This is a genomic window from Micromonospora sp. LOL_014 (assembly GCF_048060245.1).
In the GTDB taxonomy this organism is placed as follows: Bacteria; Actinomycetota; Actinomycetes; order Mycobacteriales; family Micromonosporaceae; genus Micromonospora_E.
This window is the reverse complement of record NZ_JBHMIP010000022.1, coordinates 91605-106385: the sequence shown is the minus strand read 5'-3', so window position 1 is coordinate 106385 and position 14781 is coordinate 91605. Positions and strand designations below refer to the sequence as shown.

Sequence of the window (14781 nt, the reverse complement as noted above, 5' to 3'; positions counted from 1 at the left end):
GGTTCAGGTTTCGGTCGTCCAGTGGCCGGACTGCCGGGAGGGCGCCGGCCGGGCAACCCAGTCTGACCGGTCGGCGTCGTCGCTCCAGTCCGGCACCTCGCCGAAGTAGATGATCATCGCCCAGTAGTGCCGGTCCTCGTGCAGGACGATCTCGTCGTCACCGGAGAAGTCCTGCCCGTGCCACTGCTCGTTGATCCGGGCGACGGCTTCGGCACGCGAGATGCCGAACAGCTCGACCATCTCGGCCGCTGTCGCGTCCAGCAACTCCCGGACCTCGACCGACAGGTCCATCTGATAGACGTCCATGATCATTCTCCTAGGGCTGCAGGGCGTCGGTGAGCACCCGGCCGGCGTTCCTGCCGTAGAAGACGACCTGGTTGCCGGACCAGCGGGGCGGAGCCCCCAACCTCAGGAATCCATCGACGTTCATGAGCATCGGACCCTCGACCACATCGTAGTTGTTGGACAGGTTTCCGCCGGCACCGGTGCGGTAGCGGCGCACGGTGTTGGTCAGGTCCCGGCCGCCGCGCCGGTTGAACGTCTTTGTGAACATGGCGTTGAGTTTCGCGGTCGGCACCCTGAAGTGAAGAACCACCCCGTCCCCGCCGAATCGCTTGCTGGCCCATTTCTGTGCCTGCTGCTGCGAACGGGTGGTGTAGAAACCCTTGCCGAAGTCCATTCTCGACCGGCTGGAGAAGCTCGGGTCCACGCCGTTGTTCCGGATGTTGTCCGCCGCCTGCCGGCTGGTGCCGTGGTACAGGTCCGTGTAGCCGTCGCAGTTGTGCACCAGAACCGGCCGGTCGGCTGCCACCACATAGTAGGTGTGGTCGCCGTCGACGGTGAGGTCGTTCATCCATTTCAGGCCGGTCCAGACCCGGACCGCCGCGACCTGCTGGGTGGTTTCGCCGTCCGGGCTGCGCAGCCGATCACCGGGTCGCAGGTCTTCGGCGTCGGTCCACCGCCCGGTGGTGGCGTTCCAGAACGGGTGGTGCGCGGTCGTCTCGACGACCGTGCTCTCACCGGTGACGGTGTCGGTGACCGTGACGTCGGTCAACTCCCGGTCGGCGTGGTGGTGCAGCAGCCGCACCGGCCGAGTGGAGCTTTGCCCCGTCTGCGGGTCGGTGGCCAGCACCTCGTCGCCGAGTTCGACCTCGCCGATCGGCTTGGTGGTGCCGTCGGCCATCCGTACCCGGGTGCCGGGGGCGAAACTGTGCCGCACGCAGCTGGCAGCCCCGTCGGCCCGGCTCCCGCCGGCGCGGACGGCGTCGTCGGCACGTTCGGCGGCTTCCCGGGTGGACCGGCTGGAGCCGCGCGACACCGCCCGGGACGCGTCGTCGGCCTTGCTGCTGACCGCCCGGCTGAACGACCGGGCCCCGGCGGCGGCCTTCGCACCGACACGGGCGCCGGCCTTGCCGACGCTCGTGCCGGCGACCTTCTTCACGCCGGTGGAGGCGGCCTTGCTCAACGCCTTGCCGGCGACCGGGCCCATCATCGGCAGGGCGGCACCGAGACCACCGGCCAGGCCGCCGATCACCGCGTCCTGCAGCAGATCCATGCCGGTCTTGCCCTGCATCCCACCGGTGACCAGGGCACCGGTGATGCCACCGACCATGCCGCAGGCGACCATGCCGACCCCGGTCCAGCCGATCGCGACCAGGCAGCTGGCCTCGACGACCATGCCGACGATCGCGCCGACGATCTCGGCCTTGTGTTCGACGATCCAGTCCCGGGCTGTACGGGCCCACTGGCCCACCTGTTCGGCGGCTACTTTCAGCGCCTCACCGGCCTTGATCAGATCCTGATAGCTCTGCTCCACCGTCTGCCTGATGGCGTTGGCCGCCTCGACGAGCTCTTCCTGCGTCCACGTGGTGGCCGCCGCCAGGCCGTCGCCGACCCAGTCGAGAAAGTCGGTAAAGTCGTCCCACGCGTCGCCGGCCCAGTCGACGGCGTCGTCCCACCTGTCGCCGGCCCAGTCGGTGAAGTCGTCCCACGACCTCGCAAACCGTTCTCCGAAGTGGCCGGTGGGGTCGACCACGGTCAACGGGTTGCCGTCGCCGTACTGGTACCGGTTCGCCCGGATCGGGTCCGGTACCGCACTGACAGTCAGGCTGTCGCGGGCACCGAACTGTGCGGTCGCCGGGTCGTACCAGCGGGCATGCATGTTGACCTGCCCACTACGCACGTCGGTCCACTCCGACTGGTAACCGAGGTCACCGAGCATGCCGCTGTCCGCGGTCACCTCGCCCAACGGCGAATAGGTGCGGCTGCCGGTCACCGTCGCCCCGGCCGGGTTCAACTGGGCGACCACGTCACCGTGCAGATCCGTCCACACCAACCGGCGCGTGTTGTTGTGCCGCGCCCCGACCACCCCACCGCCCGGATCCCGGGTGAAGAACGCGTTGGAACTGTCCCGGGCGAGGTGGTTACCGAGACCGGTGTACTCCCAACCGTCCCGGAACGCCCGACCCAAGCCGTCGTAGTCGAACACCCGGGCGTTGCCACCGGCCGGGGTGTGCTCCACCACCTGGTCGAACGCGTCCGACACCGTCCTCGCCGCACCGGCCGCGCTGCGGGTGCCCCGCGCCGTGTACTGGTAGCCGACACCGGTACTGTCCGAAACGAGGCGGTTACGGGCGTCGTAGACGTAGTCGATGTCGCCGACCCCGGTCCGGTTCCCCGCCTTGTCGTAGCGGTAACCGACCGTCGTGTTCCCGTCGTCCCACGACGTCAACCGGTCAGCCAGATCGTAGGTGTACGTGTTGACCGTCGTGGACGAGCCACGGGTCACGGTCTTACTGGTCTCGTTACCATTCGCGTCCCAGCCGTAGCTGATCGACGCGATCTTCGACCCATCCGACGACACCAGCCGGTCGCTGGTCAACCGATGCAGATCGTCGTAGGCGAACACCCGCCGGTTCCCCGACGTGCCGAACGTCATCGACGACACCGCCGACATCACGTCGTAGCTGTAGCCGATCGCCGTGCCCATGTCCGTGTTGTCCACCGACGCCAACCGGCCCGCACCGTCATACTCGTACTGCGTCAACCCGGCCGCGTCGTCCCGCCAGGCCATCAACCCGTCCGCCGTGTACCTGAACGACGCGTTCCCCGACGGACCGGTCACCGACAACGGCAGGCCGCGGTCGTCGTACACGACCTGATTGCTGCCACCCGGCGCCGAGAACTCCACGAGCCGGCCCGCCGCGTCGTAGCCGTACGTCCGGTCCTGCGTCGCGGCCTCCGCACCGGAACCGGACTGACGCACCAGCCGACCGGCGTCGTCGTAGACCAGGGTCCGCGCCACCCCACCGGGCACCCGCTGCGACACCGGCTGCCCGGCCGCATCGTAAACCGTGGTGAACGTCCGGTCCGCCGCGTCCGGGTACGCCGCCGTGGCCGGCTCGATCCGCGACTGCGGCAACCCCCACACGGTGTACGTGGTCCGGAACGCCCGCCCCTCCCCGTCGGTGAACCGGGTCGGATTCCCCGCCAGGTCATACCCGAACGACGACTCGATCGTTGTCGTCGCATCCACCGGCTCGGACTGCGTCCGCAACAACCCCGTCGCGTCGTAGCCGAACCGCGTCACCGTGCCGCGTGCGTCCGTCGCCGACACCACATTGCCCGCCGCGTCATACGACCAGGCCGCCGTCGCCAACGCCGCCCCACCGGCCGCCCGGTACGCCGCCGACGACACCGGCCGCGACAACATGTCATAACCCGTCGTCGTGTACGTACCGTCCGGATTGATTTCCTTAACCGGCCGACCCAGGCCGTCGTGGACGACACCGCGGGTCTGCCCCGCGCCGTCGACCACAACTGTCAGCTCACCGGCCGCGTTGTAGCCGTACCCGGTGGTCACCCCCGCCGGCGACCGCACCGACGACAACCGCCCGGCGACGTCGTAGCCCACCGTCGTGGTGTGCACCTGACCGGTCTGCCGCACCGCCTCACTCACACTCGTGACCCGACCCAGGAAGTCGTAGCCACTACCGGCCACCGCACCCGTCGGATCCGTCGTCGCCAGCAGGTTGCCCGCCAGGTCGTAGCGCGCCGTCGTCGTGCCGTCGTCCGGCGCCACCTGGGTCACCAACCGACCCAACTGGTCGTAGTCGAACTCCGTGACCCGGCCCAACGGATCGGTCTGCGACACCACCTGACCGAGGCTGTCGTACACCGCCGACGCCACCGGCGTCACCGACGACGACTCACCCGGCGGCGTGTACGCCGGCAACCGGACCTCCACCGGCCGACCCACCCGGTCCACCCCGTACGTCGTCACCGCCCCGTTCGGATCCGACTCCGCAACCACCTCACCGAACGTGTTGTAACCAACCCGCTCCACCGGCCGGGCCGTCACCACCGGACCATCCAACTCACCGGTTTCCGACTGCACCGCCGGACCCGTCGTCACCACCGGACGATCCGCCTCGTCGTACTCCACGAACGTGGCGTGACCCAACGGATCAATCACCGACGTCGCCAGACCAGCGTTGTCGACCACGTAACTGGTCCGCGACACCCCCGCGTCCGCCGGAGGCACCGCACCCGCCATCACCCCGGCGGCCCAGTCATCGTCGCCCGGCACCCCCTGATACACCTGCAGATCAGAGATCGCCCCCTCGAGGCCCGAGCCGATCCGCACCCCGCCGGCCGCCACGCTGTGGAAGCTGCTGCCGGTGAAGTCGTCGACTTTCTCGCCGTCGAGGAACACGATCCACCGGCCAGCCTGCGGGTCCACGCCCACCGCCAGGTGCTGCCACTCGCCCGCCTGCATCGAGCCCTGCCCGAAGGTGCGACGGCGGTGTAGTACGCCGCCGCCTTTGAACACGAGTTGCTCGGTCGCCAGCGCCCGCCACGCGTCGACGGTGTGGTCGTAGTGGAGTGCGAACGCGGGTGCGCCCCGCTCGGCCACGTTCGTCCGGGCGAGGCCCGGCATCGCCAGTACCGAGGCGGAGTATCGCAGATCGTCCAATCGCACCCAGGCAGCGACCGTGTACGGCCGGGTGGTGTCCACCACCGGCGCATCGGTGACGATCCGCGACGACGATCCATTGAACGACGCGACTCGACCCCGCTCGGGATCCGACGCCCAGACCACGTCCGTGGCCGTACCCGGACTGTTCCCCGCCGAGTCGACCGCCGTCGTCCCACCCGTCTCGGCCAACCGCCACCGCGCCACCGGCGTCACCGACCGGTCCGCCGACAGGTAGCCCGTCTGCGACACCGGCCGGCCCAACACGTCGTAGGCGTAGTCGACGACCGACAACGCCTCCCCTGCAGCGTCCCGATCCACCCGCGACAACACCTCGTCGGTCCGGGACAGCGTCACCTCGGTCACCCGATCCAGGCCGCCCGGATCCAGCACGCTGCGCACCTGCCGGCCCGCCGCGTCGTAGGCGTACGCCGTCACCGTCGCACCGTTGTCAGTGACCTGCTCGACCAGGTTCCCCGCCTCGTCGTAGCCGTTGCTCTCCAGCAGGAACGACGAGCTGTCACCGTCTGAGCGGGTCACCGTCGCGGTCCGCCCGTCATCGGTATACGTGTACCGCGTCACATAGCCCATCGCGTCCGTGGTCGACGCCAACCGACCCGCCGGGTCGTACACATTCGACTCCACCACCAGATCCACCGGATCCGTCGGATCATTCGGATTCCCGGTGAATCCCTTCACCGTCCGCGACAGCAGATTGCCGTTGACGTCCACCTCGTAGGCGTTCACCACCCCATCCGGATCGGTCTGCTCCGCCAGGTGCCCGTACACGTCATAGCCGTAGCTGGTCACCGCCCCCTCGGCGGCCACCGACGCCGACCGACGCCCACCCTCGTCGTACGACCAGGTACTGACCCGGGCCACATCCCCACCGGACGCGTCACTGACCCGCTCCTCCGCCAGGAACCCGTCCACGCTGTACGAGTAACGCGTCACCGCCCGATGCACCGCACCGGTCACCCGGTCCGTCACCGCCGGACCCGTCCGCGTCACCACCCGACCCACCGAGTCGTACGTGTACGACGTCGTCCGCCCCTGCGGATACGACGACGTCACCACCGTCTCCGTCAACGTCCGACCCAACCCGTCGTACGTGAACGTCGTCTCCGCAGTCGCCGCGTCCGACACCCACGCCACGTCACCCGCCGAGGTGTACCTGATCGTCTGCCATCCCTTCGACGCATCCAGCACATGCCACGGCAGACCGGCCGGGGCGGACCCACCGTCGACCGCGGGCACCTCCGTACCGTCGGTGTATTCGATCTCCGTCTTCCGGCCGAGCGGGTCCCGCACGGTGTGCAGGTTGCCGGAGTTGTCGTAGCCGTAGGTCGTCAGGTAGGTGTCGTCCTGCGCACTCTGCGAGCCCGGCCCCCGCACGTGGGTCAGGCGGTCGCTCCTCGGGTGCGTCGGGTCGCTGCTGTAGAAGGTGTAGGTGTAGTAGCTGCTGGAGCACTTGTCGGCGGCCTGGTCCTGGCAGGTCACCTCCTGGACCGTGTTGCCCCGCTCGTCCTGCACCGACCGGGTCACGTTTCCGTTCGGGTCGTACACCAGACTCGTGAACCCACCCGTGTCATAGCCGTACAACGTCGTCTGACCCAACGCGTCGGTCTGCGACACCTTCCGCCCCGACACCAGATCGTAGGAGTACGACACCTCGTTACCGCCCGGGTCGGTCACCGACACGATCTTCACCGGATTCGACACCGTCGTCGTCTGCGCGTGCTCCGCTGCCGCGTCGACATGCACCGCACCCGGCGGCAACACCTCGTCCGGCAACCCACCCGCCGCCGTCTCCGACAACCGGACTGCGGCAGCCCCGTCGCCCGCCGCCGTCACCACCAACGGCACGGTCCGACCCACCGACTGGTAGCGCAACGCCACCTCGTCCGCGCTCAACGCCCGGTCATAGAGCGCGACCTCCGCCAACGCACCCGCGTAGTACGCCGTCGAGTCCGAGGGCAGCCCCGACCAACCGTTCCCCGTGTACCCCGCACCCAGATATCCGTGACTGAGCCTTTCGACCCCGCCAGCCAGGGAGCCGGTGCTGGACTGCACCCGTACGCCGTCGAGGTACAACGCCTGGACGGTGTCGTTGCCGGCGGCGGTCTTGGTGAGCACCGCGTGGTGCCACTTGCCGTCGTTGACCGGCGCCGCCGAGACCAACGCCAACGCCCACCACTGATTGGCCTGGTCGTTGCAGTTACGGATCGCCAACTGGGTGCCGTCCGTGGTCGACGAGCCCGGCACCTCCAGACACCGGCCCGCCCCCGAGTTGCGCCAACCGTTCCCGGACGTTCCCCACTTCTGGTTCGCGCTGCTCGAACAGGTCTGCGCCTGGACCAGGGTGCCGTTGCCGGTCGCCTGACCTGCCAGGCCCAGACACCTGTCACCCCGACGCAACTGCCGGCTGCTGCCGACGTAACGCCAGCTCTGCGCCGTCGCACCGTCGCAGGTGGCCAGTTGCACCCTCGTGCCGTCGGCCGCCAACTCGGCGCACTTGCCGGCGAGCCCCGACGTCAACGGCCCGGTCGGATCCACCGACGCGGACAGCCCCCGCAGCCGGCCATCGGAGTCGATCCACAACACCGGCGATCCCACCGACGGCGTCCCGTCCACCGCCGCGTCCTGCACCCCCGCCAGCACATCGCCGGTACCGGTGGTCCTGAACCAGAGCTCCTGGGACCGCGTCCCGGCCGGTGCCAATCGCTCCCCCGGCACCGACACCAGCGACGCTGACCCGTCGAACGACACCGCCGTGCCGTCGGCGAACGGACCCGCCACTCCCAACGTCACCGAATTGAACGTCGCGGCCGTCTGCCAGGTCTCGTTGACCGCCTGAACCCCGGCCGCATCCCGCAACCGCCAGTAGTCCGTCGGCGCCGACCCCAGCACCGCCGCCGCGTACACCCCGCTCGTTCCCGCCACCCTCGGCGTCCCCAACGCCCAAGTCCCACCGTTGCTGTCGGTCACCGACGCCAGCTTCCCAGTCACCGAGTCCATCGACAACGACGTCAGCGTCCGCTCCTCGGCGCTGGTCACCTTCGACAACTGCCGGCTCTGACCCCGCGCCGTCGCGTTGATCTCAGTGACCTCGGCCGAGGTCAACGTCCGGTTGAAGAACGCCACATCGGCGATCTGCCCTTGGAAGAAGTTCGCATGCCCGTGGTAGTTCGGCGAACCATGATGCGGCTGGTCCGGCCAGTTCCCGCCGACGAACCCCGCACCCACGTACACATGCTCCGACCCGCCCACGTCGAACATCTCGATCAGGCCGTCGCGACGGACCGCTTGCTGGATGCCGTCCACATACAGCGACTGGCTCGTGCCGGCCCCGGCCAGCACGACGTGATGCCACTGCCCGTCGTCCACCCGACCGGACGACTGCATCGTCGTCGAGTTGCCGTCATAGAACTTCGCGTGCAAGTTCCCACTCGACCCGAGATAGATCGACGGAGTGTAGTTGCGCGACGTCGTCCCGTCCGAGATCGGATCATGCTGGTACGAGAACAACACCCCCGCCCGGGACACCGTCCCCGTCCGGAACCACAGACTGACCGACTGGTACGCGCTGTCGTTGACCAGCCCGCTCGGCAACCGCACCCGCGACGACGTGCCGTTGAACGACGTCGACGTCGACGTCGACCCCGGCCACACCCCCGGCACCCCACCCGCCGACGTACCCTCGTAGAACGCCACATCGGTGCCGCCGTTGTCCAGCGTGCTGCTGGCCGCCAGGGTCGCTCCGGAAGGTTCGTTCAACCGCCAGAACGACGACGGCGCGTGGTTCAGCACCGCGTTCGCCCCCTGGTTGGCGCTGTTACCCCAGGAGTACGTGGTGCACGACGCCGTCGGCGGACACACCTTCGTCAACCGGTCATGGTTGCCGTACGTGTACGTCCACACGTAGCCACTGCCACCGGCGGTCGGCGCGTCCGTCGTAACCTTCGTCACATGCGACCCGGCCGACGGACTCGCCGTCCCCGCCCACGTCAGCGTCAGCGACCGCCCCGACGCGCTAGTCAACTCCGACACCAGCCCACTGCCGTTGTACGTCAACGTCAAGGTCTGGTCGTTGGCGTCCGTCACCGACGTGACCTTGAACGCGCCACCCCCGGCCGCGCGGGAGAACACGTACGTCGTCCCGTGTTTGACGGTCAACCGGTACCCGGTTACCGACGAACCGGACTTCACCGCGGTCAACACCTCGTACCGACCCGGCGGCGGCACGAACGACCCGTTCAACGTCGGCCCGAACACCGCCTCCGACCCGTCCGGATACCGCACCACCGCACCCAGCACCGCACCCGCCGAGTTGGTCCGCTCGGTCACCCGCGCGTCCAACAGACTCGACCAGCCCTGCCCGAACGCCCCCGACCGCCGGGTGTCCAACGTGTTGTACGACCGGGTGATCTCCAACGCCGGCCCCACCCCCGCCACCTGCGCGTCCGTCACCGCCGACGTGTAGTTGCCGATCTCCGGGTGGTAACCCACCCCCGGGTTCTGCACCAACCGGGATCCCAACGCCGGCTGCGGCACCCGCGTGTAGAACACGTACTTCGGATACCGGGCGCCGTAGACAGCCCCGTCATACGGCTGCACCGCCCACGAGTACTGCTTGTTCGTCTCCAACAACCCGACCGGGACGTCGTAGTACGACTTGGTGCCCTCGTTGACGTGGATGAGGGTCCCGGTGCTGTCGTAGATCCAGACCTTGTAGCGCACAGTGCCGGACTCGTCGAAATCGCGGCCCCGCACGTACAACCGGGGCGTCAACGTCGACACCACCGCACCGTGGGTCGGAGCCCGCTGGTCCACCTGCGGCGGCAGGTTGTTCGACAAGGTCAGCTGCAACCGCGGCGCGTAGTCACCGCCGGCATAGTTGGCCGAAGCGAACAACGCCGCTGCCGCCTCAGACCGGTGTTCCTCGTCCAACAACGCCAGACCGAGATTGGGCTGACCGAGCGCCCAGCCCGAAATCAGGTCCCGGACGTCGATCTCGACCCACTGGCCGACGGACGGATTCGGGTTCGGGTTCTCACATGCCCGCCCGTTGTCGGTGTAGTACCGGTAGTGACCCGGCCCCAGGTCGATCTTCGGCCCCGGGTGGGCGGCGGTGCGCAGATCTCCGACGCTCCATTCCTCCTCGACCAGCCCGACCTTGATCCGTTGGACGTCACACCTCGCCCGGTAGTTCAGGTACAGCCGCAGGTTCGCCGAGGAGATGAACCAGCCCGACCTCGCAAGCTCCGATGGGACGGTGAACTTGAGAAACGTCCGGGACAGGACGCCGTCCTGGTTGCCGATCGCGAGACGGTCACCGTTCTGCACGGCCGGGCCGGTATCCGGATCGGTGTCAACGAACACGTCCCCGATCGTCGAGATCAGCGCGCCCACGTCCGCCCGCACCGGGAACACCCGCGCCGGATCCGTCAACCACTCCCGGTCAGCCACCAGCTTCAGCGCCCGACCGCCTTCGACCTCCACCAGCTCCATCGACACCGCTGGCGACCGCGCCGGCAGCCCCGTCTGCGGATCAACCGACGAATCCCGCATGACAGCTGGCGGGATCGACGCCACCACCGACCCGGCGTCGGCGACCACTTCGACCGACCCATCGTCACCGGAACGGACCGACACCCCGTCCAGCATCAGCGGAAACACCCACTCCGACCCGGCCTGCGGCGAGGCCAGCACCAGCCCCTGCTGCACCCCGTCCGGCCGCGCCACCACCTCCAGGTCGGTGTCCGCGACCACCTCCGGGTACGTGGCCGTCTTGCCGTCGACCGCCGGAGCCACCGCCGCCGCACCAGCCAGACCCCAGCCCACTGACCCATCACCGGGCAGCGACAACTCCACCAACGCCCCACCGGCAGACGTACCGGCCAGCGACACCCCCAGCGAGTTCTCCCTCACCACCCACCGGCCGCCCCGACGCACCAACGTCGAATCCACCGGCCGCCACGAACCATCCGCCGCCTCGTAGTTGACCTGCCCGGTGCTCAACTCCGCCGTCGTCGAACCATCCGCGTTGGCGTACACGTCGGCATTCGGCCCCGACGCCACCGCGTCCCGCACACTCGACTCCGGATCGAACCGGCCCACCGTCACCGGCGTCACCGACTCGCCCACCACCGGCTCCCCGGCATACCCCGACAGACCGTTCACCAACCGCTGCGCCGAACCCGCCCCACCCGACGCCCGCGTCGCCGCCGACCCCACATACCCACCCGAACCGGCACCGTCACCGACCCGCGCCGCCGGCAGCTCCACAGCCGGCCCGCCCCACGGCAACCACCCCGCCCGGCCCGTGAACCACGACGACAACCACCCCACCGGGAACTCACCGTCCGCCGGCACCGCACCCGGCGGCACCGACGACGACAACCCCACCAGCGCCGCGACCACCACCGCGACCCCACCAGCCCACCGCCGCCACCGGACGAACGTCCCCGCTGTCCTCAAGCGACGCCGACGGTGAACAGCACGACTCGTAGACATCAGCGGCCACCTCATTCCACACCGGAGCGTTGTCCCTGCGGACCAGGTCACATCATCCATGGGCGGAAATCGCCGTGACTTGGCGGAAATTTGAGGAACCGCTGAGGAACTGGTAGGGGATTTCAGCAGCAGGCCCTGTGGCGAAGACGCCGCAGGGCCTGCTGCTACCGGTGACCGTGCCGGACGTGGTCAGACACAGGCGTGGTCAGGCGGAAACGAAGTCCAGCACGTGGTGGACGAAAAGACGCGGGCCACACCAGGGCCTGCAGGATGCCCAGCACGACCACTCAGAAGCCGTCCGCCTGCTGAATGTAGTAGACCAGCGCGCCGATCAGGCCGAGTCCGTACACGGCGGCACCGTGGCCGCCACCGCCCCGGTTGTCCCGGCGGGGCCTGCGCTCCTTCTTGTCCATCTCATCACTCCTCGTCAGACGTGGCCGTCGCAACGTACATCCGAGCGTCGATCATCCGGTGATGAACTGGCTACCGATACCAGCGTGCTCCCGGCCGGGCTGACGCGACAGGCCGACGGGCCCGGATCCGAGGGTCCGGCGTCCCGGCCACCATTTTACTTTCCAGGAGGGACCTGACACATGCTCAAGTTCATCCGACACGCCATCGTCGCGACGGTGTTGGTGGTGTCCACCAACCTGGCCTTCACCGGTCCGGCGTAGGCCGAACTCCCCGCCCCACCGGTCGGCTCGCTGATCGATGTCCGGTTCTTCACGAACGCAGGCCACACCACCGAGGTCGGTAGGTGGCTCTACGGTTCGTGCGACGGCCAGTACCTGGACGAGCAGTGGAGTTCCCGGACCTCCTACTACGGCTGGCGAAGCGTGCCCTGCTGGTGACCAGTGGGCGCTGACCGGGGTTGCCGGCGCAGTCGGCGTGCCCGGCCGGCACCAGGGTGACCACGGTGGCGGACCGGTCCGGCACGGTCAGAGCACCTCCTGCGGCAGGCGCTTGGGCCGCTCGGCGTCGACGGCGGGCGATCCGGTGACCGTGTCGACGGCGTCGGCGACCTCGGGGTGCAGTTGCCCGGCGTCGCGCATCACCGACCAGAGCCCGGCCCGGGTGAGCAGGTCGCGTACCGGCCCCCGGACCGTCGCCAGATGCAGGGCTGTCTCACGGCCGGCGAGCCGCTGCCGGGTCTGCGCCAGGGCGTGCGCGCCGTCAGTGTCGGCGTCGCTGATCGCGCTGGCGTCGAGTACCACGGCCCGCAGCTCGGGGCGGCTCTGCGTCAACGTCAGCAACTGGTCGGCCAGGTACTGGGCGTTGGCGAAGTACAGCGGGCCGTCGAAGCGCAGCACCGCGACCCGTGGGTCGGTGACCAGGCCCTGGTAGCGGGCGAGGTTGCGGAAGGTCGCGGTGCCGGGCACCCGGCCGAGTTCGGCGGTGTGCGGTCGGGCCGAGCGGCGCAGGAACACGGCGAGGCTGAACGCGACGCCGACGGCCAGCCCCGGCTCCACCCCGGCGACCAGGGTGACCAGGAAGGTCAGCCCGAGGGTCAGCCCATCGGTACGCCGTACCCGCCAGGCCGACCGGGCTTCCCGCCAGTCGACCAGGCCGAGGACGGCGACGACGACGATCGCCGCGAGGACGGCTTTGGGCAGGTGGTGAAAGGCCGGGGTGAGCAGCAACGCGGTGGCCGCCACCACGGCGGCGGTGACCAGGGAGGCGACCGGAGTCCGGGCGCCGGCAGAGAAGTTGACCGCGCTGCGGGAGAATCCGCCGGCGACCGGAAAGGCGTGGAACGCCCCGGCGGCGAGGTTGGCCGCGCCGACGGCGACGAGTTCGGCGTTCGGTTCGACCTGCTGGCGTGAGCGGGCGGCGAGCGACTTCGCCACCGCGATGCCTTCCATGTAGGCGACCAGGGCGATCGCGACCGCCGCTGGCAGCAGCGCCCGCAGGTCGGCCAGGGCGATCGACGGCAGATCCGGGGTTGGTAGCCCGCTGGGCACCTCGGCGAGGATCGGCACACCGCGGGCGCCGAAGGCCAGGGCCGCGCTGGCGATGGTCACTGCGGCGACGACGAGCAGCGCGCCGGGCAGTTTCGGCAGGTAGTGGCGGAGCAGCAGCAGGCCGGCGATGCTGGCCGCGCCGACCGCGACGGTCAGCGGGTGCACCGTCGGAGCGGCCTGCCAGAGGCTGCCGACGATGCCGGGCAGGTTCTCGGCCCGGTCGGCGCGCAGCCCGAGCAGGTCCTTGACCTGGCTGACGGCGATGACGATGGCCGCCGCCGAGGTGAAACCGGACAGCACCGAGTGAGACAGGAAGTTGACCAGAGCGCCGAGGCGCAGCACCCCCATCAGGACCTGAATGGCACCGACCAGCAGGGCAAGCAGGCCGGCAAGGGCGGCGTACCGGCCGGGGTCGCCGTCGGCGAGGGGGGCGAGCGCGGTGGCGGTCATCAGCGCGGTGATCGCCACCGGGCCGACGGCGAGCGAGCCTGAGGTGCCGAGCAGGGCGTAGACCAGGACCGGGACGACGGCGGCGTACAGGCCGGTGACCGGTGGCATGCCGGCGAGGGCGGCGTACGCCATGCTCTGCGGCACCAGCATCACCGCGACGGTGAGCCCGGCGATCAGATCGTGCCGCAGCACGTGCCGGTCGTAGCCGCGCCGCCAACCGAGAATGGGCAGGACCCGCGCCGGGCCGGTGCGCTGCTGGCGGGGGTACGCGGTGGTGGTCATTTCGCTGCGCCGGCCCGGCTGATCCGGGTGAGCGAGGCGTCGATGTCACACCCGGCGCCCTGGTTGTACGGCAGGCGGGCCAGCAGCATGCCCATGGCGCAGGTGTTGCTCAGCGCCGCGACGGTCAGCCCGGCGCCGATGAGTCCGGCGACGTACCGGGCCGGCGGGTACCAGATGCTGGCCAGCACCGAGACCAGCACGATCGCGCCGGCGACCAGCCGCACCTGACGTTCCAGGCTCCAGCGTTGCCGGCCCCGGTTGACCGGGGCGCCGGCGGAGATCCAGGCGTTCATTCCGCCGTCGAGGACGGTCGCGCCGTCCAGGCCGGCGCCGGCGAGTTTCGCGCAGGCCTGGTTGGCCCGGTTGCCGGACTGGCAGATCAGCAGGATGCGGCCGCCGGCGTCGGCGACGATCCGGTTCAGGTGCGCGTCGACCTGGTCCAGTGGCAGGTTGATCGCCCCGTCGATGTGGGCGGTCTCGAATTCGGCCGGGGTGCGCACGTCGACGACCAGGGTGTCGGGGTTGTCGGCCAGCAGGGCGCGGGCGGCGGGCACCTGCATGTTCGGGTTGGTGGTGGGGAACATGTCATTCCTCCGT

The 14781-nt window shown here is 69.5% G+C and carries 5 protein-coding genes; all 5 read right to left on the bottom strand.

Annotated elements, in window-relative coordinates; translation table 11 throughout:
• Nucleotides 1–3 precede the first annotated feature (3 nt).
• The 5 genes from ACFHW1_RS19760 to ACFHW1_RS19740 all read right to left on the bottom strand — a co-directional run bounded on the left by ACFHW1_RS19760 (nucleotide 4) and on the right by ACFHW1_RS19740 (nucleotide 14768).
• Nucleotides 4–306, bottom strand: coding sequence for a hypothetical protein (locus ACFHW1_RS19760; protein ID WP_416554960.1), 303 nt, complete (start codon nucleotides 304–306; stop codon nucleotides 4–6).
• A gap of 10 nt (nucleotides 307–316) precedes the next feature.
• Nucleotides 317–11455: a LamG-like jellyroll fold domain-containing protein gene (locus ACFHW1_RS19755; protein WP_416615896.1), complete on the bottom strand. Its 11139-nt coding sequence runs from the start codon at nucleotides 11453–11455 to the stop codon at nucleotides 317–319.
• Nucleotides 11456–11778: 323 nt separating this feature from the next.
• Nucleotides 11779–11904 carry a hypothetical protein gene (locus ACFHW1_RS19750; RefSeq protein WP_416568346.1) on the bottom strand — a complete coding sequence of 42 codons (126 nt, stop codon included), beginning with the start codon at nucleotides 11902–11904 and terminating at the stop codon, nucleotides 11779–11781.
• Nucleotides 11905–12429: 525 nt separating this feature from the next.
• Nucleotides 12430–14184, bottom strand: a complete 1755-nt coding sequence (locus ACFHW1_RS19745; RefSeq protein ID WP_416615894.1) for a SulP family inorganic anion transporter — start codon at nucleotides 14182–14184, stop codon at nucleotides 12430–12432.
• Entirely contained in the window at nucleotides 14181–14768 is a 588-nt protein-coding gene (locus tag ACFHW1_RS19740) for a rhodanese-like domain-containing protein (protein WP_416568348.1), read from the bottom strand. The genes ACFHW1_RS19745 and ACFHW1_RS19740 overlap by 4 nt, the downstream gene beginning before the upstream one ends.
• Nucleotides 14769–14781 lie beyond the last annotated feature (13 nt).

What these genes read in the sequence shown, in the direction of transcription:
- ACFHW1_RS19760 (WP_416554960.1), bottom strand. Translation starts at nt 306, where the DNA reads ATGGACGTCTATCAGATGGACCTGTCGGTCGAGGTCCGGGAGTTGCTG.
- ACFHW1_RS19745 (WP_416615894.1), bottom strand. Translation starts at nt 14,184, where the DNA reads ATGACCACCACCGCGTACCCCCGCCAGCAGCGCACCGGCCCGGCGCGG.
- ACFHW1_RS19750 (WP_416568346.1), bottom strand. Translation starts at nt 11,904, where the DNA reads ATGGACAAGAAGGAGCGCAGGCCCCGCCGGGACAACCGGGGCGGTGGC.
- ACFHW1_RS19740 (WP_416568348.1), bottom strand. Translation starts at nt 14,768, where the DNA reads ATGTTCCCCACCACCAACCCGAACATGCAGGTGCCCGCCGCCCGCGCC.